21 protein-coding genes are annotated in these 21,609 nt (G+C 44.6%); 13 read left to right on the top strand and 8 right to left on the bottom strand.

Translation table 11 applies throughout. The features are described 5' to 3' along the window. Positions 1–14: 14 nt before the first annotated feature. The 3 genes from Q1A86_RS01280 to Q1A86_RS01290 are packed head-to-tail and all read left to right on the top strand — an operon-like array spanning position 15 to position 1,809. Positions 15–521 (top strand): DUF2878 domain-containing protein, encoded by a 507-nt coding sequence (locus Q1A86_RS01280; protein ID WP_299801946.1) that lies wholly within the window; start codon positions 15–17, stop codon positions 519–521. 35 nt (positions 522–556) lie between these two features. Beyond that, positions 557–1,279 carry a chalcone isomerase family protein gene (locus Q1A86_RS01285; RefSeq protein ID WP_299801947.1) on the top strand — a complete coding sequence of 241 codons (723 nt, stop codon included), beginning with the start codon at positions 557–559 and terminating at the stop codon, positions 1,277–1,279. After that, the gene (locus Q1A86_RS01290) at positions 1,267–1,809 is read left to right on the top strand and encodes a DUF3833 domain-containing protein (protein ID WP_299801949.1); all 543 of its coding nucleotides are present in this window, start codon (positions 1,267–1,269) and stop codon (positions 1,807–1,809) included. The genes Q1A86_RS01285 and Q1A86_RS01290 overlap by 13 nt, the downstream gene beginning before the upstream one ends. An 84-nt stretch (positions 1,810–1,893) precedes the next feature. On the opposite strand, the gene Q1A86_RS01295 is transcribed toward Q1A86_RS01290, so the two are convergent. Further along, complete coding sequence (locus tag Q1A86_RS01295) at positions 1,894–2,238, bottom strand: DUF3634 family protein (protein WP_299801950.1); 345 nt, start codon at positions 2,236–2,238, stop codon at positions 1,894–1,896. A gap of 164 nt (positions 2,239–2,402) precedes the next feature. Here Q1A86_RS01295 and Q1A86_RS01300 point away from each other — a divergent pair, with 164 nt between their 5' ends. Beyond that, positions 2,403–2,585, top strand: a complete 183-nt coding sequence (locus Q1A86_RS01300; protein ID WP_299801951.1) for a hypothetical protein — start codon at positions 2,403–2,405, stop codon at positions 2,583–2,585. Between the two features lie 139 nt (positions 2,586–2,724). Here Q1A86_RS01300 and Q1A86_RS01305 read toward each other — a convergent pair whose 3' ends face one another. From Q1A86_RS01305 to Q1A86_RS01320, 4 genes are all read right to left on the bottom strand, one after another. Then, positions 2,725–3,447 carry a TorF family putative porin gene (locus Q1A86_RS01305; protein ID WP_299801952.1) on the bottom strand — a complete coding sequence of 241 codons (723 nt, stop codon included), beginning with the start codon at positions 3,445–3,447 and terminating at the stop codon, positions 2,725–2,727. A gap of 169 nt (positions 3,448–3,616) precedes the next feature. Next, positions 3,617–3,988 carry a cupin domain-containing protein gene (locus tag Q1A86_RS01310; RefSeq protein WP_299801954.1) on the bottom strand — a complete coding sequence of 124 codons (372 nt, stop codon included), beginning with the start codon at positions 3,986–3,988 and terminating at the stop codon, positions 3,617–3,619. 80 nt (positions 3,989–4,068) lie between these two features. After that, positions 4,069–5,574, bottom strand: coding sequence for a CoA-acylating methylmalonate-semialdehyde dehydrogenase (locus Q1A86_RS01315; RefSeq protein WP_299801956.1), 1,506 nt, complete (start codon positions 5,572–5,574; stop codon positions 4,069–4,071). A 114-nt stretch (positions 5,575–5,688) separates the two neighbouring features. Further along, positions 5,689–7,029: an aspartate aminotransferase family protein gene (locus tag Q1A86_RS01320; protein WP_299801958.1), complete on the bottom strand. Its 1,341-nt coding sequence runs from the start codon at positions 7,027–7,029 to the stop codon at positions 5,689–5,691. Between the two features lie 278 nt (positions 7,030–7,307). Between Q1A86_RS01320 and Q1A86_RS01325 the strand changes: the two genes are divergently transcribed. Further along, positions 7,308–8,807 (top strand): aldehyde dehydrogenase, encoded by a 1,500-nt coding sequence (locus tag Q1A86_RS01325; RefSeq protein ID WP_299801959.1) that lies wholly within the window; start codon positions 7,308–7,310, stop codon positions 8,805–8,807. 94 nt (positions 8,808–8,901) lie between these two features. Here the strand turns inward: Q1A86_RS01325 and Q1A86_RS01330 are convergent, their stop codons facing one another. Then, positions 8,902–9,684: a response regulator transcription factor gene (locus Q1A86_RS01330; protein ID WP_299801960.1), complete on the bottom strand. Its 783-nt coding sequence runs from the start codon at positions 9,682–9,684 to the stop codon at positions 8,902–8,904. A 287-nt stretch (positions 9,685–9,971) separates the two neighbouring features. Continuing rightward, positions 9,972–11,804, bottom strand: a complete 1,833-nt coding sequence (locus tag Q1A86_RS01335; protein WP_299801962.1) for a cytochrome c3 family protein — start codon at positions 11,802–11,804, stop codon at positions 9,972–9,974. A gap of 456 nt (positions 11,805–12,260) precedes the next feature. On the opposite strand from Q1A86_RS01335, the gene Q1A86_RS01340 reads away from it, so the two are divergent. The 3 genes from Q1A86_RS01340 (at position 12,261) to Q1A86_RS01350 (ending at position 14,204) form a co-directional block, all read left to right on the top strand. Beyond that, positions 12,261–12,797, top strand: coding sequence for a GNAT family N-acetyltransferase (locus Q1A86_RS01340; RefSeq protein ID WP_299801964.1), 537 nt, complete (start codon positions 12,261–12,263; stop codon positions 12,795–12,797). Positions 12,798–12,931: 134 nt separating this feature from the next. Then, complete coding sequence (locus tag Q1A86_RS01345; RefSeq protein WP_299801966.1) at positions 12,932–13,492, top strand: class IV adenylate cyclase; 561 nt, start codon at positions 12,932–12,934, stop codon at positions 13,490–13,492. 19 nt (positions 13,493–13,511) lie between these two features. Beyond that, positions 13,512–14,204 (top strand): aspartate/glutamate racemase family protein, encoded by a 693-nt coding sequence (locus Q1A86_RS01350; protein WP_299801967.1) that lies wholly within the window; start codon positions 13,512–13,514, stop codon positions 14,202–14,204. Positions 14,205–14,281: 77 nt separating this feature from the next. Here the strand turns inward: Q1A86_RS01350 and Q1A86_RS01355 are convergent, their stop codons facing one another. After that, positions 14,282–15,589 carry an FAD-binding oxidoreductase gene (locus Q1A86_RS01355; protein ID WP_299801968.1) on the bottom strand — a complete coding sequence of 436 codons (1,308 nt, stop codon included), beginning with the start codon at positions 15,587–15,589 and terminating at the stop codon, positions 14,282–14,284. A 243-nt stretch (positions 15,590–15,832) separates the two neighbouring features. On the opposite strand from Q1A86_RS01355, the gene Q1A86_RS01360 reads away from it, so the two are divergent. The 5 genes from Q1A86_RS01360 (at position 15,833) to potA (ending at position 21,604) form a co-directional block, all read left to right on the top strand. Then, entirely contained in the window at positions 15,833–16,381 is a 549-nt protein-coding gene (locus Q1A86_RS01360) for a cupin domain-containing protein (RefSeq protein WP_299801970.1), read from the top strand. A gap of 497 nt (positions 16,382–16,878) precedes the next feature. Further along, the gene (locus tag Q1A86_RS01365; protein ID WP_299801971.1) at positions 16,879–17,640 is read left to right on the top strand and encodes a gamma-glutamyl-gamma-aminobutyrate hydrolase family protein; all 762 of its coding nucleotides are present in this window, start codon (positions 16,879–16,881) and stop codon (positions 17,638–17,640) included. Between the two features lie 2 nt (positions 17,641–17,642). Then, positions 17,643–18,992, top strand: coding sequence for a glutamine synthetase family protein (locus tag Q1A86_RS01370; RefSeq protein WP_299801973.1), 1,350 nt, complete (start codon positions 17,643–17,645; stop codon positions 18,990–18,992). Positions 18,993–19,272: 280 nt separating this feature from the next. Further along, positions 19,273–20,373 carry a polyamine ABC transporter substrate-binding protein gene (locus Q1A86_RS01375; protein ID WP_299801974.1) on the top strand — a complete coding sequence of 367 codons (1,101 nt, stop codon included), beginning with the start codon at positions 19,273–19,275 and terminating at the stop codon, positions 20,371–20,373. Positions 20,374–20,467: 94 nt separating this feature from the next. Next, on the top strand, positions 20,468–21,604 hold the full coding sequence (potA, locus tag Q1A86_RS01380; RefSeq protein WP_299801976.1) for a polyamine ABC transporter ATP-binding protein: 1,137 nt from the start codon (positions 20,468–20,470) through the stop codon (positions 21,602–21,604). Positions 21,605–21,609: the final 5 nt, after the last annotated feature.

Genomic DNA, 21,609 nt, shown 5'->3' on the forward strand with positions numbered 1-21,609 from the left:
TGAGTGGAGGCCAGATGAACTCGAATCGTTTGCTTAAGTTTGCACAGCAACATTTGATGATTATCAATTTACTGATGTTTCAGGCAGTTTGGTGGTTATCTATCTTGTACCGAAACTCATCATTGTGGTTGACCTTAGCGCTGTTATTGGTTCACTTTTACTTGTCTACCTATGTGCGTCAAGATGTAAGTTTGATGCTTAAGGTCGCTATATTTGGATTTGCCTTCGATAGCGCCTTAATGTTTGCTGGCGTGTTTCAATTTCAGCAATTCCCTTTTTGGCTGTTAGCGATTTGGTGTCACTTTGCCATTTCATTACGTTATAGTTTGGCCTTCACCCAAAAATTAAATTGGCAGTTGAATGCTTTACTTGGCGGCATTTTTGGTTGTTTAAGTTATTTGGCAGGCGAGCGTTTTGACGCTGTTGTTTTGCCTCTGGAATTATTCTATAGCGCATTGATCCTGTTCTTTGTTTGGCTCGTAATGTTTCCTATGTTTGTTAATGTCACCCGAGATCAGTAAATAATAGTTGAGGTGACGGGCATAGGAAGGTCGCCATGTTTACCCAATCTGTTTGTCGCCATTTAAAGCTAAATGCGCTAAATCTAAATGTACTAGCGCTTAAAATTGGAATATTAACTGCAGCTGTGATTTTTGTTAGTCAGTCTCATGCCCAATCTGTAGCTAAAGTAGCAGCACTAGAACAACCCCATTCTCAAGGAACTTTTGACTCAACTTTTCAGGCTCATTCAACACAAATTGCATCACTGCAGATTCATAGCCAACAAGCAGCCTCTTTAACTAAAAATGTGAGCTCCTCTGCTGAGCCCGATTTCGACTCTTTTAAAGAAGTGGGCCGCGGTGAAATGCAGTGGTGGTGGTTTTCACTTTATCGCGCCACATTACTCACGTTGGACGGTGATTATAAACAAGGCGAGTCGCCGTTAGTGTTAGATATTGAGTACTTTCAAGAGATCCCAAGTGAACGTTTAGTCGAAGCAACCTTAGATCAGTGGCAGCACCTAGGCGTGAGTAAACAAAACCAACAAAAATGGCTCGCTGCCATCAACTCTATTTGGCCTGATGTGGTAGAAGGCGACAAGCTGACTTTACGAGTATTAGGCTCAGGTGTAAGCCAATTTTATTTTAATGGTGAGCCGTTGGCTGAGCCAATGCCTAAAGGCTTTAGTGAAGACTTTTTAGCGATTTGGCTATCTGAAGCTACTAGCCGTCCAGAGCTAAGAAAACAACTACTAGGAGAGCTTGCATGCGACTGTTAAGTAGGATTAAACATGGCATCGGCGCAATTGGATTTTTGTTGCTAGCGGCCTGCTCAAGTTCCGATATTAACGATTATCAAGGCACGAGACCTAATCTAGATTTAAAGCAGTTCTTTGATGGCAAGTTAACTGCGCATGGTACTGTGCAGGACTATAGTGGAAAAGTCGTTAGACGTTTTACTGTGGAGATGTTAGCGAGCTGGCAGGGGAAGGAAGGCGAGATCAAAGAGTGGTTTATCTATGATGATGGCGAAAAGCAGATCCGAATTTGGAACATCACAGATCTTGGTAACGGAAAATACTCAGGTACCGCCAATGATATTTTAGGCGAAGCCGAGGGGCAGGCTGTCGGCATGGCGCTGCAATGGCAATATGAAATGTTGTTACCCGTTGATGATACTGAGTACCAGGTAACCTTTGATGACTGGATGTTTTTAGTGGATGAAAATACTATTATTAATCGCAGTGATATCATCAAGTTCGGGGTCACTATGGCTGAAGTGACCTTGGTTATATCCAAAGTTGAATAGTGGAACTTTTATAATGGAGGGAAACAAGATTCATTCAGTTCAAAGCCTATTTAGGCCTTGAACTGAAAAGGTATTTTATAGCGTTTATGATGTTTTCCGGCTGTTATCGACCTGCTTCTTATCGTAATACTCAAATGGAAATACATTTCTAATTCGCTGGGTAATAGCATCGCTAACATTGGCTGATACATGAAGACGCACATCACCAAGCTTTTCGGCTCTAACTGTGGCTGTCAGCTTGTTTGATTTTGCAATAGCGCGGCATTCTTTGGCAAATTTGTCTGGGATCTTACCCTTGTGTGAGGTCAGGCGGCCGTCTTTAAAATGCATTTCAAATAGAGTTAAGCCTCTCTTACCACTGAAAATAAGCTTATAGATAATAAAAACAGCGATGGCGATAAAAATAATTTTAAGTAGGGTAGGGGTCATGCGCTTTCCTTTTCTTTCGATTTTAGCCCTTAAGTTAAGATACTCTTGCACAAGACAATTTAAAAGTGCGCCATGCCTCAGAATCGCTAGATTATAATTTGTGCTAGAGTGAATATGGAAAACCAAGGATTTATTGGCTTCTCAAATAAGTTAAGGATAACACCATGCAAATATCAAATTCGGAGCGCTGGCTTGAGCTTTGTCAGAAGCAGGCTCAACTAATCGAAAACCTATCTAAAACCTTTCCTGAGCGTCGTGAGCAGCATCAAAGCTTGAGTGGTCGGTGGCGCCAAGTGGCCGAACACCTGAGCCATGAAGAGTTTGAGCAGATGGCTAAGATAAAGTAGAGGCCTATAATCGCTTTACAGGCGACTCGTATAAGCATCCAATAAAAAAACCGCCTGAGGGCGGTTTTTTATTGGGAGGGAAACTGTCTAGGCCAGTTTTACCTTCTTAAGATTAACTTCTTAGCGCTAAATATATATCTTAAAAAGCATAGCTTACGGTCGCAAGCACAGTTCCATCGTTTCTCCATGGCTCTGAAGAATCGATGATATTGTCATCGCTTAAGTTAGTGTCTAACCAAGCAAGAGATAGACCTACACCACCAAGCTCAGTAGAGACACCGATAGAGTAATCGACATAGTCTTCACCCCAGTCGTAATCAGCGCCGTCACCATAGCTATAACCTACATGCGCATCGATGCTCCAGTTCTCGAAGATCTCATAGGAGTAGTTAAGCTCTGTGTAGTTCAATGATATATCTGCATTAGCGTAGTCATTGGTATACCACTGAGCGAGGTGGAAGCCGCCATAATAGAGACCTACATTGGCCTCTAAGTATCCGGTGTTTTCATCTTGTCCAGGATAGGTATAGTAGGTCAGAGTAACATCATATTCCCACTCTTCATCGGCGCCAAACGCTCCCCAGTAACCAGCATAAATATCAATTTCTACATCGGCGTCGTAGCTATCTTTATCAACATTACTCGCCCAAGCACCAAAGAAAAGACCATTTTCCATACTGTAGTCTAAGCTGCCTTGAACAGCGAAATCGCCAGCTGTTTGTGATACACCGCGGAAGCGGTAATCGTTAGTGGCGCTGATTTCGCCAGAGAACTCCGCTTGAGCTAGAGGGGCAAATAGCGCGGTAGATAGTGATAGACCGACAATCTGGGCAATCCGTTTTTTATTGAGTTTCTTATACACGGTAGTTTCTCCATTTTACTATGTTGACTGAGATGCTTTATTTTTAAGTGTTATACCAATCCCCTATAGGAAGTTGGCGTTAAGCATCCTTTGGTTTTGCCAAACAGCAGCACAATGCTACGACCTCATGGCTGATAAGCGATTTTCTAGTGCCTTATACCTATCGGTATTACTGCGCGTTAGCTTCAAAAATCACGTATACCTTACGGCAGTTATCTAGCACCTCCCAGGTGCCTTCAAACCCTGCTGGAATGACAAACCTGTCACCCGTTTTCACCGTTATGCTGTGACCATTGTTATCGGTGACCTTGCTAGAACCCGATAAAATCTCACAATATTCATGTTCGCTATAGGCGACTTTCCAACTGCCTACATCACCTTGCCAAACGCCTGCGTGGAACTGTTCGCAATCGCTTGAGTAATGGTTTTGCAACTCTTGCCCTGGGTTACCCGCCAGCACTTTTTCGGCATCGAGTTTATAGCGCTCGATAGCGGTATTAAGCTTGGCAAAGTTAAGGATTGAATCTATGTTTTGAATCATTAGTGCTTCCATTTCACTGCTTAGTTAGCGCTGGTTAAGCTAAACGAAAAAAGCGCGGTCTAAGCCACGCCTTTTTATATCTACTTCATCGTCGGCATCACAAAGTCAGCCTTTGCACCTTTCGATGCGTTTTGAGATGACTGCGGCCAGCGCGCAGTAATTGCCTTACGCTTGGTATAAAAGCGCACTCCATCAGGTCCGTGCATATGTAGTGGACCAAAGAGTGAGCGTTTCCAGCCACCAAAGCTATGGAACGCCATTGGTACTGGAATTGGGACATTCACACCGACCATACCGACTTGTACGTTGTGGCAGAAGTGGCGCGCGGCCTCACCGCTTTGAGTGAATATTGCTGTGCCGTTACCAAATTCATGGTCGTTGATGAGTTGTAGTGCTTCGCTGTAATCTTTTACGCGCACGATGGCGAGAACCGGACCGAAGATCTCTTCCTTATAGATGGTCATCTCAGGGGTTACGTGATCAAACAAGCAGCCACCTAGGAAGTAGCCTTGCTCATGATCGGCAACTGATAACTGTCGGCCATCGGCAAGTAGCTGTGCTCCCTCGCTAACGCCAGTCTCCACATAATTGCTGACTTTTTCTAAATGTTGGGCAGAGATCAGTGGGCCCATATCCATCTCTGGCGTCACGCCATTGCCGACTTTAAGGGCTTTGATCTGTGGTAGCAGTTTTTCAACTAATGCATCACCCGATTCGCCTACGGCCAAGACTACCGAAATCGCCATACAGCGCTCGCCTGCACTACCGTACGCCGCACCCATTAAGGCACCAACGGCTTGATCGAGATCGGCATCTGGCATCAATAACATATGGTTCTTCGCGCCGCCAAGGGCTTGTACACGTTTGCCATGGGCCGATGCGGTTGAGTAGATATACTCGGCAATCGGGGTCGAACCGACAAAGCTAACCGCCTGCACATCTTTGTGTGTGAGTAGCGTATCAACGGCTTCTTTATCACCGTTAACCACGTTAAACACCCCATTTGGCAAACCCGCTTCGGTCAGTAGTTCAGCCATACGCATAACAGAGCTTGGATCTTTCTCCGATGGCTTCATGATGAAGCTGTTACCGCAAGCAATTGCGATAGGGAACATCCACATAGGCACCATCACTGGGAAGTTAAACGGGGCAATACCCGCAACGACGCCTAGCGATTGGTTGAGAGTCCAAGCGTCGACACCACCGCCGACCTGCTCGGTATGCTCACCCTTTAATAGGTGGGGAATACCACAGGCAAACTCGACAACTTCTAAACCGCGAATGATTTCGCCTTTAGCATCATCGAGCACTTTGCCGTGTTCGCGGGTAATAAGTTCGGCAAGTTCATCAATGTTAGCTTCGACTAAGGCTTTAAACTTAAACAGAACACGAGAACGGTTTAGCGGGGTGACTTTAGACCATGACTCATGGGCCATCTTAGCCAATTCAATCACGCCTGCGACTTCTGCGGCGCTGGCAAGAGACACTGTGCCACGCTGCTCGCCAGTTGCTGGTTCGAAAAAAGCCTGAGTTCGTTGGCTTGGCGCAGAGTGGCCGCCGTTAATGTAATGGTTAATGGTGTGCATAACGCAAAATCCTAATTATCGCTCCCCAAAAGGGAATCAATTGTGTTTCAAAGTAATGGTTTTGCCCATTGCATCAACGCCGGTATCAGGAGCGAAGTGCAATAGGCACAGAGATTAACCGACAGCCCTAATTGCATCGCTAAGGGTATTCACTATTTGATCGATTTGTTGTTTATCGACAATAAGTGGCGGCGAAATAGCGATAATATCGCCGGTGGCACGCACTAAGGTTCCGGCTTCGAAGCAGTGTTCAAAGATCCCAAAGCCACGTTTGCCTACGCCTGCTTCACTTGGCGCAAATTGAATGCCACCAACAAGACCCGTGTTGCGAATATCAATCACATTAGGTAGGTCTTTTAAGCTGTGTACTGCATCTTCGAAATAGCCTTCAAGCTCTTTAGTGCGCTCAAATAGTTTTTCATTTTCATAGATATTGAGGGTAGCAAGCGCCGCGGCAGCTGCGACGGGATGACCCGAATAGGTATAGCCATGAAATAGCTCGATAGCATTTTCTGGCCCTTGCATACAGGTATCATAGATATTGTCATCGACCAGCACGGCACCCATAGGGATTGCGCCATTATTAAGCGCTTTTGCCGTGGTGATCATATCGGGAACCACGCCCCAACGCTGACTTGCAAACGCATCGCCGACACGGCCAAATGCTGTGATAACTTCATCAAATATCAATAAGATGCCGTGCTTTTGAGTTATTTCGCGTAGCTTTTGTAGGTATCCCTCAGGCGGTAGGATCACGCCTGCAGAACCTGACATTGGCTCGACAATCACGGCTGCAATGTTTTCTGCGCCGTGCAGGGCGACGAGTTGCTCGAGTACTTCAGCTTTCTCTGCGCCAGTTTTGGGCATGCCGCGACAAAAGGCATTGTCTTTTATGTCTAATGTATGGGGAAGGTGATCGACGCCCTGTAGCAACTGTTGATTAAAGGTCTTACGATTATTTCCTATGCCACCAACTGAAATACCACCAAAGCCAACACCGTGATAACCAAGCTCGCGGCCAATAAAGCGGGTTCTAGTTGCTTCACCGTTAGCGCGGTGGTAGGTGAGGGCAATTTTTAAGGCACTGTCTACCGACTCTGAACCTGAATTTGTGAAGAAGGCTTTATTTAATCCTTTTGGGCTAATTTGCGCTAAACGCTCTGCTAGCTCAAAAGCTAAAGGGTGACCCATCTGAAAAGAGGGAGCGTAGTCCATCTCATGAATTTGTTTACTGACGGCTTCTGAAATCTCTTTACGTCCGTGTCCGGCGTTACAGCACCACAAACCTGCTGTACCGTCTAATATGGGGCGACCTGCGACGTCTTTATAATACATACCTTCGGCGTGGGCGAGCATTCTTGGGCTCGACTTAAACTGCCTATTTGCCGTAAACGGCATCCAGTAATGTTCTAATGACTGTGCATCGCGTTGATTGTGCATCTGTGGATCTGCCATATCATCTACCTTGATTCAGTTTCATTATTGTTTTTGTTATCTGTTGCTTTTTTGGTCAAAGCGGTCGATATATTCCATGCTATGTCAGAAATAATGAACATGAAAGCTTTTTGTGCATTTATTTGTAGCAAAAATGAAGTTTTTGTAAAATATATTGAAATTGTGGTGCTATTGAGCGTAATCTTTAGCCACACCTTTTTGTAGCAATCGCCTATAGACGGCGCTTTGACTGCATTAACCATCATTCTAATTATTATATTCAGTGTTAAGAGGTCATCATGAGCACACCAGAAAATCGTAGTCAGTGGCAGGCGTTGGCAGATTCAATGTCGATAAATGGCTCAGCTTTTATTGCGGGCGAGTACCTTGATGCTCAGTCAAAGCAAACTTTTGACTGTATCAGCCCGATCGATGGCAAGGTCTTAGCTAAGGTGGCAAGTTGTGATGAGGCTGACGCTAATATTGCGGTACAAAATGCCAGAGAGACATTCGAAAGCGGCGTGTGGGCAAATTTAGCGCCAGTAAAACGTAAGCAGGTAATGATACGTTTTGCCGAATTGCTGGAAGAGAATGCCGATGAACTCGCGTTACTTGAAACTTTAGATATGGGTAAACCTATCCAATACTCAAAGTCAGTGGATGTGGCTGGCGCGGCCCGAGCTATTCGCTGGTCTGGTGAGGCGATTGATAAAGTTTACGATGAGATTGCACCGACCGCACATAATGAAATAGGTATGATCACCCGCGAAGCGGTGGGTGTGGTAGCAGCTATTGTGCCATGGAACTTCCCGATGTTGATGGCGTGCTGGAAATTAGGGCCCGCTTTAGCCACAGGTAATAGTGTGGTGCTAAAACCTTCTGAGAAGTCTCCGCTTAGCGCAATTCGTATGGCACAAATTGCCCTTGAAGCGGGACTGCCAAAAGGCGTGCTAAACGTGTTACCAGGCTTTGGTCATACTGTGGGTAAGGCGCTGGCGCTACATATGGATGTCGATACTTTGGTATTTACCGGCTCAACTAAAATCGCTAAGCAGTTGATGATCTACGCCGGCGAGTCAAACATGAAGCGCGTCTGGTTAGAGGCTGGAGGTAAGAGCCCGAATATTATCTTTAATGATGCGCCAGATCTTAAAAAAGCCGCCGAGGCCGCGGCATGTGCTATCGCCTTTAACCAGGGAGAAGTCTGCACCGCAGGTTCTCGACTGCTGGTGGAGTCAGGCGTCAAAGATGAGCTTATCGGCTTAATTGCGCAGGAGCTTAAGGGTTGGAAGCCTGGGCATCCGCTCGATCCAAACACTAACTCAGGCGCTGTAGTCGATAAACAACAGCTAGATAACGTACTTGGCTATATTCAATCGGGTAAGGATGAAGGTGCCACCTTAAACCATGGCGGCTCTCAGGTGATGCAAGACAGTGGCGGCGTATATATCGAACCGACGATATTCTCCAATGTTGACAATAAGATGACCATTGCCAAAGAGGAAATTTTTGGCCCTGTGCTATCTGTGATTACTTTTGATGGTATGCAGCAGGCAGTCGAGATCGCTAACGATACTATCTATGGACTCGCAGCTGGTGTATGGACATCAGACATAAATAAGGCTCATAAAACTGCTAAAGCACTTCGCAGCGGTATGGTGTGGATTAATCATTATGATGGCGGTGATATGACGGCGCCATTTGGCGGTTACAAGCAGTCGGGTAATGGCCGCGATAAGTCACTGCATGCGTTTGATAAGTACACCGAAATTAAGGCCACTTGGTTAGTGCTAGAGTAAATTCTGCGAGAAATAAGGTCTGTATAAATCTAAATAATAGCCACTTAGCTTGTAGATCTAAGTGGCTTTTTTTAGGCGGCTTATGTGGGGGGCGTTAAATAACAGTATTGAGTACACCGTATTGATAAGCCTTACTGATCAAGTTAGTTCTATTTTTAGCTTCTAAAATACTCCGAGCGCGATCAAGATGATAGTTCACTCCTCGCTCGCTCATAAATATTTGTTTCGCTATCTCATCGCTAGAGTGACCCTGGGCGACTAGCTCCAGTATTTGAATACAAGTTGGTGACAGCACTCTAAAGTTAATCAATGGGTTGATGGATTTTAGTGCCAGAGAGTTAAAGGTGTCGGCAAACTCGACTAATACCTGCTCAAGTTCTTTGCCATCACTAGTCAGGTGTTGGTTTATCTCTTCATTGGGAAGAGTGGAAAATAGATTAAACATCCCCAGCCAGCCTTTTGGGTTTTTTAGTGGTTGATAAAAAGTAAGTCGACTGGCAATTTCATAACGATGCAGTAGCTGTTCAAAGGTCATTTGCTGCCGCTGGGGAACACTATTACTAGGCCACAGATAGGGATTTTGAAATTTACGAATTGAGGGCGAACTCGTCGAAAAACCTTTATCGTTTTTAGAAAAGCGGCTAAGAAACTCGTCCCGGTATTGAAGGATCTCTGCATCGGATGAAACCGCAAAGCGCATTTTATTAATATTGACAGCTTTGGAAAAATTAATGGGATCACAAGGTTCTGGAGCTACTGACTGATTGTCACATGGCAAGATGCAATAATAGAAACGACTAAAGCCAAAACGAGAGAGTTGCTTCTTAAAGTCTTCAATGATGTAGTGATTAACCAATTTACTCTGTTTAGCTGACATTTTGACTTACCCATAATGAAAGAGGAAACATAGCTGTCCTCTTGGTTAATCCATATTGTGATCTTGTCGCTAACACAGCGATACACAAAGATATAAATCCCAGTGTTCGACCCCTCACGTTTGTCTATGGGACAAACTCCTCTGGGCTACAACTTCCTTAGACTCAATTCCACAAGACTTTGACTACATAATGCGTTTGTTAGACAAAATAAAGCAGGCTCATCCATGAGCTTGTTGTGATTACCGCACAGATAGCACGGTAATGATTCAAGTTTATCTAACGATTATTAGCGCTTTTCGACGTGACAGGTTAAGCAGCTTTCAGGCTCTTTAAACTGAGTCTCTAGACCAAAGTAATCATTTTTAGTGGTATAGGCATCACCGTGGCTTTCTAAAGTTTGCGCATGACAGAAACCACAAGTTAGCAATTCACCATGACTATCTGGTGCTCCGTTGTTACCATGACACTCTGCACATTCCCATGGTGCCATATCTTCTACCACGTGACTGTTTGTTGAGTCATGGCAAGTGCTGCAATCTGGGATCTGCCAGCCAAAATGGCTATCTGTGAGTGGTGCACGCGCTTGAGTGATATCTTTGATTTGACTAGGATCAACTTCTGGTGCGTCAGTATCACAGCCAGAAGTTGCTTGTTGATCGCCATAACCATTACCAAATGCCGCACCTACATAATTGATATATTCAGGGCTATAGATGATCATCGCATCACCAGTTAAGTGCGGATCGTTACCACCGAAAGGAAGGCCGAACTTGATGTAACCGCGTCCTTTTGGGTTATGGTTTTCATACTTTTCACCTGGGCCGTAGTTATGAGCGCGGTAACCTAGAACGCCTGGGATATTGCCATAACAGGCTTCTCGATATTCTTCACCCATATCGGTACGTGAACCACACATTACCCACTGATACAGGCCATTTTGGCGGCCAGAATCCATGTAATTTTCCCACTCACCTGTGGTGTGCACGAAGCCACAAGAGCCATTATTAGTGTATCGCTCGTTAACGATGTTTCCAAGGTCATCACGGCCATTAAAGGTGATAGCAGTCGCAACATAGCCTTGTACGTTAGCGTTGGTACTTAGGCGTGGCCAGTAACTGTAGTCTATGGTTAAGTCGTCGCGTTGTTCGTCAAGTGATAGCCAGGCATCTAATTCGGTTATTACACCGGGCTGGTAAATATCGGTACGCAAGTTATGAGCTTTAACTTCGATATTTTTGAATACGACTCGTTGATTTGGCACAAGTACTTCGCCAGTGGCTGAGTATTGCGCTGGTTTAAAGTCGATTACCATTTCAGGGATGATCACTTTGCCGCCATTTTGGGCCATACGATCCATCTCTTTTTCGTACTTCTTCTTACGGATCTCCATTTCACCCGGCTCTGCAGGCATAATTACGATACTCATCTCATTTTTTAATGGATGATGATCCATGCGGAAGTAGATCTCTTCTTCCTTGTAGTAGAGCCCCTTAGTATCATAGTCACCATTGGCAATATCTTTATCTTCCCACACGCTTGGAGCGACTAAGTATTTCCAGCCTTGTCCCTCTGTTTGACCGAGAGTTTCTTGGTCCACCGCTTCTGGCAAGCCTTTAATACCTTCAATAGCAGTAATAAAGTGAGTATTAAGCGCTTCATCTTTTTCAATCTTGATATCTAAACCGTAATTCTTGCCCGCCCAAACCAGCAAGTCCATGACTGAACCGCGGCCTGGTTGGAATAGGTCTGGACGCATGGTGTCAATATTCACGCCTGACATATTAATTGCTGTCGGTGGCAGTAAGTAATCAACTTTTAAGCCTAGATCTGCAGCTTCCTTTTCCATCATCGATTTAACGACGCCTTCGATTTCAATTGGCTTAGCGCGAGCCTCACTGGCCTCTGTTAATGGACTGAAGCCTTTAACGATAGAAATTTGAATAACTTTATTGATCTTTTGCTCATCGGCTAATGGGCCGCCGAATACGCTATCGGGTTTGATTATTGGTGGTGGCTCCGGTGTCACTGGCGGTGTTGGTGTGCTGGAGTTGTCGTCGCTACCACAGGCTGTGATTGCTAAGCTTAAGGCGATTAGGCTCGCTAAGCGGGTGAGATTCATTCATCATTTCCTTACTGTTGTTTTTGTGGGGTAAGGATAGAAGTACTATCTATGGCTAAGCACTAGTAAAAATACCAGTCAAGAACGGCAGTGTGATTTGGGTCTTAGGCTACTGATTAATGCGGACTATGACAGATGTTGTAGCCGATATACTCCCTGAATTATCCTGATTTATGACTTAAGTAATTGAGTTTAATTCACGAAAGTCGTACTAGGTAAATTGATAGATGGCTATAGAGAAAGACTCTGAGGATTAGGTATTACAAGCATATTTCACAGCTACTACATTGGTAACTTATCTAGATTAATGACCGCCCTAAGGCTAACCGAACGTCCCACTTTTGTTGTCTGATTGTTGAGGGATTTGATTGTCAAATGTTGTTCTTAAACAAAATATAGCAATCGAGGCTGATTTAGTGGTATTAAGAAATAGCGATATTGAAGAAGTAGAAAAAAATGAAACTTTCACTATGTGATACAAGTAAGACAAAAGAAATTATTCAGCTTTTTAGCGAAACATTTTCAGACTCAGAGGGTGAGGCTGAAGGAAGAGTCATTGGTGAGTTAACCACAGAGCTAATGAGCACTACTGACAGTGATGATTTGTTTATTTTTGTGGCTATCGAGGCGGATAAGCTCGCTGGCTGCATCATGTTTTCAAGATTAACTTTTGAAACTGGTATCAATGCTTTTATCTTGTCACCGGTTGCGGTTCACCCTAGCTTTCAACGACAAGGCGTGGGCCAGAAACTGATTCAATTTGGCCTAGATAGCCTACAAAGCAAAGGTATAGAGTTGGTGTTTACCTATGGCGATCCAAACTATTACTCGAAAGTGGGTTTTAAGCAGATAAGCGAAGATGTGGTAAAGGCGCCTCAAGCTCTGACTTATCCAGAAGGCTGGTTAGCTCAATCTCTAAAGGGCGAACAACTACAGGCTATTAGCGGTAGAACTCATTGTGTAGCAGCCTTAGATAAAGCTAAATATTGGTAATCGTATTAATGATATAGCCTAGCCTTTAGCTGTTGATTAACTTCAGTAAAGCTGAAAGTTTTAACTCTATCGCTAATCGCTGAATGGAAAACAGATATTATTTGTGCCAGTAGATTATTCGCGAGCCACAACCCATGAGTCATGAGCATTTTAAAGGTCAATTTGAAGTCGAGCTAAAGTATCGTTTGGCCGATAAGCAAGCTTTCTTAGCCGTATTGAGTTCTATAGAGCATGAGGTAATGTTTGAAGATAATATCGAGTCTGATAGTTACTTCGATACCAAAGAACAGTTGCTTTTAGCCCAGAATAAGAGTGTTTGTATACGAGAGTGCGAGCCATCGGGTATAAAGCTCTGGATAGTAAAGGGGCCAGAGGCCGATCGCTGTCAGGCCACCAACATTACCGATGCCGAGAGTGCTAAGAGTATGCTTGGAACCATGGGTTATCAGGTACGCCTAGAGATGAAGAAGCAGCGCAGTATTTACTTTGTCGGCAAGTTCCATATCACGCTTGATCACTTAGCTGGACTAGGCGATTTTGCCGAGTTTGCCATCATGACCGATGACGAAGGCATGTTAGAGGTGTATCGAGCTGAGCTAGTGGACTTAGCGGCTATTTTCGGACTAACTCAAGCGCACCTTGAGCACAGATCTTATCGTAGTTTACAGCAAGCCAATATATTGTCACTAACATAACAAAGCGGGGGGAGGGTTGATGAAAACGATAGGCATGTTAGGCGGTATGAGTTGGGAGTCTACAGCGAGTTATTACAAGGCGCTCAATGAAGGTGTAAAGGCAAGACTCGGTGGACTGCATTCCGCAAAAGTATGTCTCTACAGTGTCGATTTTGCTGAGATTGAAAAGCTACAGCATGCAGGTAAGTGGTTAGATACGGCTGATATCTTGTCAGATGCGGCTAAAAAAATTGCTGCAGGCGGCGCTGATTTTTTATTAATTTGCACCAATACTATGCATAAGGTAGCTGATGAGATCCAAAGTCAGATTTCAATCCCTATCTTACATATTGCCGATGCAACAGCAGTAAAGCTTTTGGCTAACGGTGTTACTAAAGTGGGGCTGTTAGGAACTCGTTTTACCATGGAGCAAGAATTCTACAAAAGTCGCCTGACAAACCAATTTGATATCGAGGTGATAGTTCCAAATGAAGCAGATCGTAACATTGTGCACCATGTTATTTATGAGGAATTATGCCAAGGCTTGATTAATCCTAATTCAAAGCAACAATATCTGGATATAGTTGATAACTTGTATGCCCAAGGAGCCCAGGCTGTCATTTTAGGCTGTACCGAGATTGCATTACTGATTGGCCAACCAGATACCCAAGTGCCACTCTACGATACTACAGCTATCCACTGTGAGTATGCAGTGGATAGGGCACTAAGTTAGGTATTGATTACTGGTTATAAGTAAGAAAACGGACTAGGAAGTCCGTTTTCTTGTTTATGCAGAGCCTAAAGTTGACGTTAAAAAATATCTTTAAACCTATGATAAAGCATGCCCATGGCTAATAGTGGTGAGCGCAGGTGTGGGCCTCCTGGGAAGGTCATATGGGGGATTTGGGCAAACACGTCGAAACGTTCGGCTTGAGTGGTTATTGCCTCGGCGATTAATTTTGCTGCCATATGGGTGGCATTAACGCCATGGCCTGCATAGGCTTGGGCATAGAAGATATTCTTGGCATCGGGCAAACGACCGATTTGCGGTAAGCGGTTAGCGCCTATACCCATCATGCCACCCCATTCATAATCGATACGCACGCCTTTTAGCTGGGGGAATACCTTCTCAAGGTTAGGTCTCAATGCCGCCTCAATGTCTTTTGGATCTTTGCCTGAGTAGGTACACAGGCCACCAAATAGCAGGCGATTATCTTCCGATAGATGGTAGTAATCCAAGTCGACTCTTAAGTCGGCAAAGGCCATGTTTTGGGGGATGATTGCGTCACATTGCTCTTGAGTTAACGGCTCAGTGGCTAAAATATAGGTGCCTGCTGGGAGTACCTTACTGCCAATGTTTTCTTCTAAATCTAAGCCTAAATAGGCGTTACCGGCTAATACTAGGTACTGGCAATTTACCTCGCCATGCTCGGTGATTACTTTTGGCTTATCGCCCTTAATAATCTTCTGCGCTGCGCTGTATTCATACATCTTAACGCCTAAGTTGCGGGCAACTCTGGCTTCACCTAAGGCTAAGTTAAGCGGGTGCAGATGACCACTGGCCATATCCACTAATGCGCCTTGATAGAAATCAGAGCCTATCACCTCGCCGATACGAGATTTATCGAGTAAGGTCATGTTATGGCCGTAACCAATACTGTTTAAATGTTCAAAATCTTCTTCAAGTTCCCTCATATGGCGAGGTCGAATCGCTAAGTCGCAATAACCCATCTGTAAGTTGCAATCAATATTGTGCTCAGCGACACGCTGTCTAACGATATCAACAGCTTCAAAGCCCATCTGCTCGATGGCTTTTACCCCTTCGCTGCCAATGATATTTTGAAACTGGCTAACGTCATGACCAATGCCACGAATAAGCTCGCCGCCGTTACGGCCCGATGCTCCCCAACCTATGCGTTTTGCTTCAAGCAATGCAACGCTAAAGCCTTTTTGGGCCAACTCAATTGCAGTATTAATGCCACTAAATCCACCGCCTACCACACACACATCCACATCAATGATCTCTTCTAGGCGTGGTGATTGATGTAGTTCTTTAGCGGTTGCAAAGTAATATGATGCGGGATATTGGTCGCTGTGCACCGGGCTTCTAGTTGGCATCTTATCTCCAAGTATATGTTTTTATTGTAAGTTGGAATTTTGACGGTATATTCTAAGTTATATAAATAAATTATTTACATATGTTCGTTATTTTTAACACGCTTTCCTGTAGAATACAAATTCACTCGGTGGCACTCATTTCGTTGATAATTACAAACGGGCTCTGGTTCTATCGAGAATACGTTTTATTGCCCTACACTTTGTTCGAGGCAAAGAACGATTACTTCAATTAGGGGAAAGATTTTGGATATTGGAGAAAACCTTAAAAGGGTTAGAAAAGAGAAAGGCTTGTCTCAACGAGAACTGGCAAAACGCGCAGGTGTGACTAACAGCACCATCTCCATGATTGAGAAAAATAGCGTTAGCCCTTCGGTCAGTTCGTTGAAAAAAGTACTTTCAGGCTTACCTATGTCTTTGGTGGAGTTTTTCTCTATTGAAGATACTTCAGCCGCCGAGCAAAAAGTGGTGTACCGCAGTGACGAGCTGTTAGATATCGGTGATGGCACCTTGGACTTTAAGTTAATTGGTCGAGACTTTCCCAATCGGGCCATGTCAGTCATGAGTGAAACCTATCCACCGGGGGCGGATACTGGCATTGAGATGCTTAAGCATGAAGGGCAAGAAGCGGCAATGGTGATTGAGGGACGATTAGAGTTGACCGTTGGTGATGAAGTGTTTGAGCTAAAAGAGGGTGACAGTTATTACTTTAATAGCGAGTTGCCTCATCGTTTTCGTAATCCGTTTGATGAAGCTTGTCGGATTATCAGCGCCACAACCCCTGCTAATTTTTAGTTTATATCCTCTGCTTTTTGTAAAGCTAGCTTACCGGAGAGTGTTTCACATTCTTAACGGTAACTAGCTTGTTATCTATTTCAAAATCCTGCTGTTTCCGCTTTATATAACATTACCCGCTAGGCAGTTCTATACGACGCTGTTTTTATGCTTTTATGTAAATAATTTTAAGCATCGGCTGTGCTTGAATGCGATCCGCGTCATCCTCGTTATTTATGCTTTTAATGCATAAAAAACTTATTAATATGCAATCCAATATAAACTTACACAAAGCTGTTTTACTCTAAGGTGTTGATAACTATTGGTTAGTCATATTTTTGTGTTTTTTTTAACAATCCTTTCACCTTCGCTATTGCCTACTTAATTGATTCCGTGTAGTGTGTGAAAAAATGAACGTTTGAGTAATAACTGTTCATTATTCAATATTTCGTAAATCAAGATAAAAACTATTCAAAATAATTCTAAAAATTACGAAGACAAAGGATTGAAGGTGTTTTATGTCGGAAGTAGGGCTCGCAGTTGTCGGTGTGACTGCATGTAATCAGCAGTTAGGCTTGCACCCCTTTAATATCGTGGGTGAGAAGTATTTATTATCGATAGCGGATGCAACACAAGCTTGGCCATTAGTCATTCCTGCGTTAGGGCACTGCCCCGCAGAAACCATTCTCCCACGTTTAGATGGGATCTTATTCACCGGCTCCCCCTCAAATATTGAACCACATCATTTCAATGGTCCTGCAAGCGATCAAGAAACACATCATGATCCCAAGCGCGATGCAACAACCTTACCGCTATTAAAAGCGGCAATCGATGCCGGTGTTCCTGTGCTTGCAATCTGTCGTGGCTTCCAAGAGATGAATGTGGTGTTTGGTGGCAGCTTGCACCAGAAGCTTCATGAGGTGGGAGGTTTTATTGAACACAGAGAAGATAAAACCAAGTCAGTAGAGGTGCAGTACGGGATCTCCCACGAGGTTCAGATAGAACCTGGGGGACTGCTTCACGATGCATGGGGCCGCAGCTCTGCAGAGGTGAACTCTGTCCATACCCAAGGCGTCGATCGCCTGGGTGTTGGGTTGCGGCCAGAAGCATATGCAACCGATGGTCTGATAGAAGCTTTTTCTGTCAGAAACGCAAAGAATTTTGCACTAGGTGTGCAGTGGCATCCTGAATGGAAAGTGCTTGATAGCCCTTTCTATACCGCAATTTTTGCAGCCTTTAATAAAGCATGCCAGCGCCGTGCAGCAAGCAGAGTGAAATAATTATGAAAAAGTTAGTCAGTTATTTAAAAGAGCAAAAAATTACCGAAGTTGAGTGTGTTGTCTGTGATATGACGGGTATTGCCCGTGGCAAGATAGCCCCAGTGGCAAAATTTATCGATGAAAAGGGCATGCGTTTGCCTGAGAGTGTGTTGTTGCAGACGGTGACAGGCGATTATGTCGATGACGAATCTTATGATGCACTACTCGACGAAGCAGATATCGACTTTGTCTGTGTGCCGGATGAAGATGCAGTCTTTAAGTTGCCATGGACCATAGAAGCCACGGCTCAGGTGATCCACGACACTTATGACAAGATGGGCAATCCTATCGAATTGTCTCCCCGTAACCTGCTGAAAAAAGTGCTTAGGCTTTATGAAGATAAAGGTTGGAAGCCTGTGGTTGCACCAGAGATGGAGTTTTATTTAACGCGTATCAATGAGCATCCCGACCACCCACTTATTCCTCCCGTTGGACGTTCTGGCCGCCAAGAGTCGGGTCGCCAGTCTTTCTCTATCGATGCGGCAAATGAGTACGATCCGTTATTTGAAGATATGTACGACTGGTGTGAAGAGCAGGGTCTGGATATTGACACCTTGATCCATGAAGAGGGCACGGCGCAGATGGAGATTAACTTCTCTCACGGCGATGCTCTTTCTCTGGCTGATCAAGTGTTTGTATTTAAGCGCACCCTACGTGAAGCCGCGCTTAAACATAATGTTTGCGCCACCTTTATGGCTAAGCCTGTAACCAACGAGCCGGGCAGTGCGATGCATCTGCATCAGAGTATCGTTGATGTTAAGTCGGGCAAGAATATCTTCTCTAATGAGGACGGCACTAAGAGCCCACTGTTTTATAGCTATATCGGTGGTCTGCAAAAGTTTATTCCAGAGCTGTTGCCACTATTTGCGCCTAACGTTAACTCGTTCCGTCGGTTCTTGCCGGGTGCCTCGGCTCCGGTAAACCTTGAGTGGGGCGAAGAGAACCGCACTTGCGGTCTGCGTATACCTGAGTCTTCACCGCAAAACTTACGTATTGAAAACCGTATCGCTGGCGCAGATGCTAACAGCTACCTGTCTATAGCGGCGAGCTTATTATGTGGCTACATGGGCATGGTGGATGATGTTAAACCCTCTACACCGGTTCAAGGCCGTGCAAATGAAACTCGCGGCGGGGCCGCACTGCCATTAACCCTTGAAGAGGCGTTAGCAATAATGGCCGAAAGCTCGGCTTGCCGTGAGTATTTAGGCGATATCTTCACTAACGGCTATATCGCGGTGAAGCAGGCAGATCTTGAAAACTACCGCCGGGTGATCAGTTCATGGGAACGTGAGTTCCTGTTACTCACAGTTTAAAGCGCTTAGTTTGATGAAATGAGTTTAATGACTCAGCACTGAGACTCGTTTTGGGGACGAGTCTTAGATGCCTAACATAAATCTTAAGCAAAGAAGTTATTCATACAGATAGCATTTTAAAGAGTGTTATCTATATGAAAGCTGTAAAGCAGTACCACACTGCCGATGCGGTTTTTCAGGTGTAGCATTGGTTAACAATAAGAACTAGCCGATAAATCGGTAACACAATGTATGGACAGCAGAGATAGATTAACTGCTGCTACGCTACAAAGGAGATAGCATGAAACTTTTAAAAAAGGCGACCACACTTGCCCTCGTCACAGCAAGTGTAATGGCTTCTACAACTGCGTACGCTGAAGAAGTTGTTCGCGTATATAACTGGTCAGATTATATTGCCGAAGATACCTTAGAGAACTTTCACAAAGAGACTGGCATTCGTGTTGTTTACGATGTGTTTGACAGTAATGAAGTGGTAGAAGCTAAGCTACTTTCGGGTCGCTCAGGCTACGATATCGTTGTACCATCGAATAGTTTTCTCGCTAAGCAAATTAAAGCGGGTGCCTTCCAAAAGCTAGACTCAAATCAGTTACCAAATCATAAGAACTTGAGTCCAGAGTTAATGACTCAGCTTGAATCTGCCGATCCGGGTAACCAGTATTCAGTACCGTATTTATGGGGTACAAATGGTATTGGCTATAACGTCGAAAAAGTAAAAGCTGTGCTAGGTGAAGATGCACCGGTTGATTCTTTGGAGCTTATCTTCAACCCTAAGTATGCCGAGAAGGTGTCTCAGTGTGGTCTGTCTTTACTTGATAGTGCCGATGAGATGGTGCCTATGGCGCTTATCTACTTAGGTCTTGATCCAAATAGCACTAAAGCCGATGACTTTAAGAAGGCCGGTGAAGTGCTCGCTCAGGTACGTCCTTACATCACTTATTTCCATTCATCACGTTATATCACTGACTTAGCGAATGGCGATATCTGTGTTGCATTTGGTTATTCGGGTGACATCTTCCAGGCTGCCGATCGCGCCGATGAAGCGGAAAATGGTAATACCATTGAATACTCAATTCCTAAAGAGGGCTCAAACCTTTGGTTTGATATGTTAGCGATCCCAGCCGATGCGGCTAACGTTAAAAATGCTCACACCTTTATTAACTATCTGCTCCGCCCTGAGGTGATTGCGCCTATCACTAACTATGTGGCTTACGCCAACCCAAACGTACCAGCGTTGCCTTTAGTGGATGAAGATGTACGTACTAATACGTCTATCTACCCAACTAAAGAAGTGCTAGATCGCTTGTATGTCGGTGATGTACGTCCAATGAAATCACAGCGTTCATTAACGCGTGTATGGACTAAAGTGAAATCGGGCTACTAAGCAGAGAAGGGCAAGGCATCGCCTTGCCCTTTTTGATCAATATGTAAGATAGAAATAAAGGGCGATGATTAATACCCTTAGTTGGAGAAGTAAAATGACTAGTACCTTAGACGTCACCAATAATTCGATTAAAAAGACGCAAGGCGAAGTGCTGCTTCAGATAGACAGAGTGAGTAAGCTATTTGATGAAGTGCGTGCAGTAGATGATGTCACGCTAAATATCAAGAAAGGGGAGATTTTTGCATTACTAGGCGGCTCGGGCTCGGGTAAGTCTACATTGCTACGTATGCTTGCTGGATTTGAAAAGCCATCTGAAGGGCGCATCTTTCTAGACGGAGAAGATATTACCGATATGCCGCCCCATGAGCGACCTATCAATATGATGTTCCAGTCTTATGCACTATTCCCACATATGACAGTGGCGCAAAACATCGCCTTTGGCCTTAAACAAGACAAGTTACCCAAAGCTGAAATCGAATCCCGCGTGCAAGAGATGTTGAAGCTAGTGCACATGGAAAGTTACGCCAAGCGTAAGCCAAATCAACTCTCCGGTGGTCAAAGGCAGCGTGTGGCTTTGGCCCGTTCCTTGGCTAAGCGACCTAAGTTATTACTGCTCGATGAGCCAATGGGCGCGCTGGATAAGAAGCTACGAACTCAGATGCAACTTGAGGTTGTCGATATTCTTGAAGCCGTTGGCGTGACTTGTGTGATGGTTACCCATGACCAAGAAGAAGCCATGACGATGGCGGGCCGTATCTCGATAATGAATGAAGGCTGGATAGCCCAGACTGGCTCGCCCACGGATATTTATGAGAGTCCGAGTAGCCGTATGGTGGCCGAATTTATCGGCAGCGTGAACCTGTTTGAAGGCGAGATTGTTGAAGATGAGGCCGATCATGTCATTGTCGAATGCCCTGGTTTATCGCAGAAGATCTTTATCGGTCACGGCGCCTCGACCAGTGTCGATGATAAGACGATATGGATAGCGGTGCGTCCAGAGAAGACACGTATTACCCGTGAGCAGCCACAAGGTGAATATAACTGGTCTAGTGGTGTGGTTGAAGATATCGCTTATCTTGGTGGAATTTCTGTGTACTACATTCGCCTACCGAATAACCTGCTTATTCAAACCATTATGACTAATCGAGAACGTCGTTCAGATCCTCCTACGTGGGAAGAAGCGGTTTTCATTAGCTGGGAGGCCACCAGCGGAGTGGTCCTTAGATCATAAGGATT

Origin of the sequence: uncultured Shewanella sp. (assembly GCF_947497935.1) — a bacterium.
Lineage (GTDB): Bacteria > Pseudomonadota > Gammaproteobacteria > Enterobacterales > Shewanellaceae > Shewanella.

Coding starts and splice junctions, on each gene's coding strand:
- Q1A86_RS01280 (WP_299801946.1), top strand. CDS start 15: ATGAACTCGAATCGTTTGCTTAAGTTTGCACAGCAACATTTGATGATT.
- Q1A86_RS01285 (WP_299801947.1), top strand. CDS start 557: ATGTTTACCCAATCTGTTTGTCGCCATTTAAAGCTAAATGCGCTAAAT.
- Q1A86_RS01290 (WP_299801949.1), top strand. CDS start 1,267: ATGCGACTGTTAAGTAGGATTAAACATGGCATCGGCGCAATTGGATTT.
- Q1A86_RS01295 (WP_299801950.1), bottom strand. CDS start 2,238: ATGACCCCTACCCTACTTAAAATTATTTTTATCGCCATCGCTGTTTTT.
- Q1A86_RS01300 (WP_299801951.1), top strand. CDS start 2,403: ATGCAAATATCAAATTCGGAGCGCTGGCTTGAGCTTTGTCAGAAGCAG.
- Q1A86_RS01310 (WP_299801954.1), bottom strand. CDS start 3,988: ATGATTCAAAACATAGATTCAATCCTTAACTTTGCCAAGCTTAATACC.
- Q1A86_RS01315 (WP_299801956.1), bottom strand. CDS start 5,574: ATGCACACCATTAACCATTACATTAACGGCGGCCACTCTGCGCCAAGC.
- Q1A86_RS01320 (WP_299801958.1), bottom strand. CDS start 7,029: ATGGCAGATCCACAGATGCACAATCAACGCGATGCACAGTCATTAGAA.
- Q1A86_RS01325 (WP_299801959.1), top strand. CDS start 7,308: ATGAGCACACCAGAAAATCGTAGTCAGTGGCAGGCGTTGGCAGATTCA.
- Q1A86_RS01330 (WP_299801960.1), bottom strand. CDS start 9,684: ATGTCAGCTAAACAGAGTAAATTGGTTAATCACTACATCATTGAAGAC.
- Q1A86_RS01335 (WP_299801962.1), bottom strand. CDS start 11,804: ATGAATCTCACCCGCTTAGCGAGCCTAATCGCCTTAAGCTTAGCAATC.
- Q1A86_RS01340 (WP_299801964.1), top strand. CDS start 12,261: ATGAAACTTTCACTATGTGATACAAGTAAGACAAAAGAAATTATTCAG.
- Q1A86_RS01345 (WP_299801966.1), top strand. CDS start 12,932: ATGAGTCATGAGCATTTTAAAGGTCAATTTGAAGTCGAGCTAAAGTAT.
- Q1A86_RS01350 (WP_299801967.1), top strand. CDS start 13,512: ATGAAAACGATAGGCATGTTAGGCGGTATGAGTTGGGAGTCTACAGCG.
- Q1A86_RS01355 (WP_299801968.1), bottom strand. CDS start 15,589: ATGCCAACTAGAAGCCCGGTGCACAGCGACCAATATCCCGCATCATAT.
- Q1A86_RS01365 (WP_299801971.1), top strand. CDS start 16,879: ATGTCGGAAGTAGGGCTCGCAGTTGTCGGTGTGACTGCATGTAATCAG.
- Q1A86_RS01370 (WP_299801973.1), top strand. CDS start 17,643: ATGAAAAAGTTAGTCAGTTATTTAAAAGAGCAAAAAATTACCGAAGTT.
- Q1A86_RS01375 (WP_299801974.1), top strand. CDS start 19,273: ATGAAACTTTTAAAAAAGGCGACCACACTTGCCCTCGTCACAGCAAGT.
- potA (WP_299801976.1), top strand. CDS start 20,468: ATGACTAGTACCTTAGACGTCACCAATAATTCGATTAAAAAGACGCAA.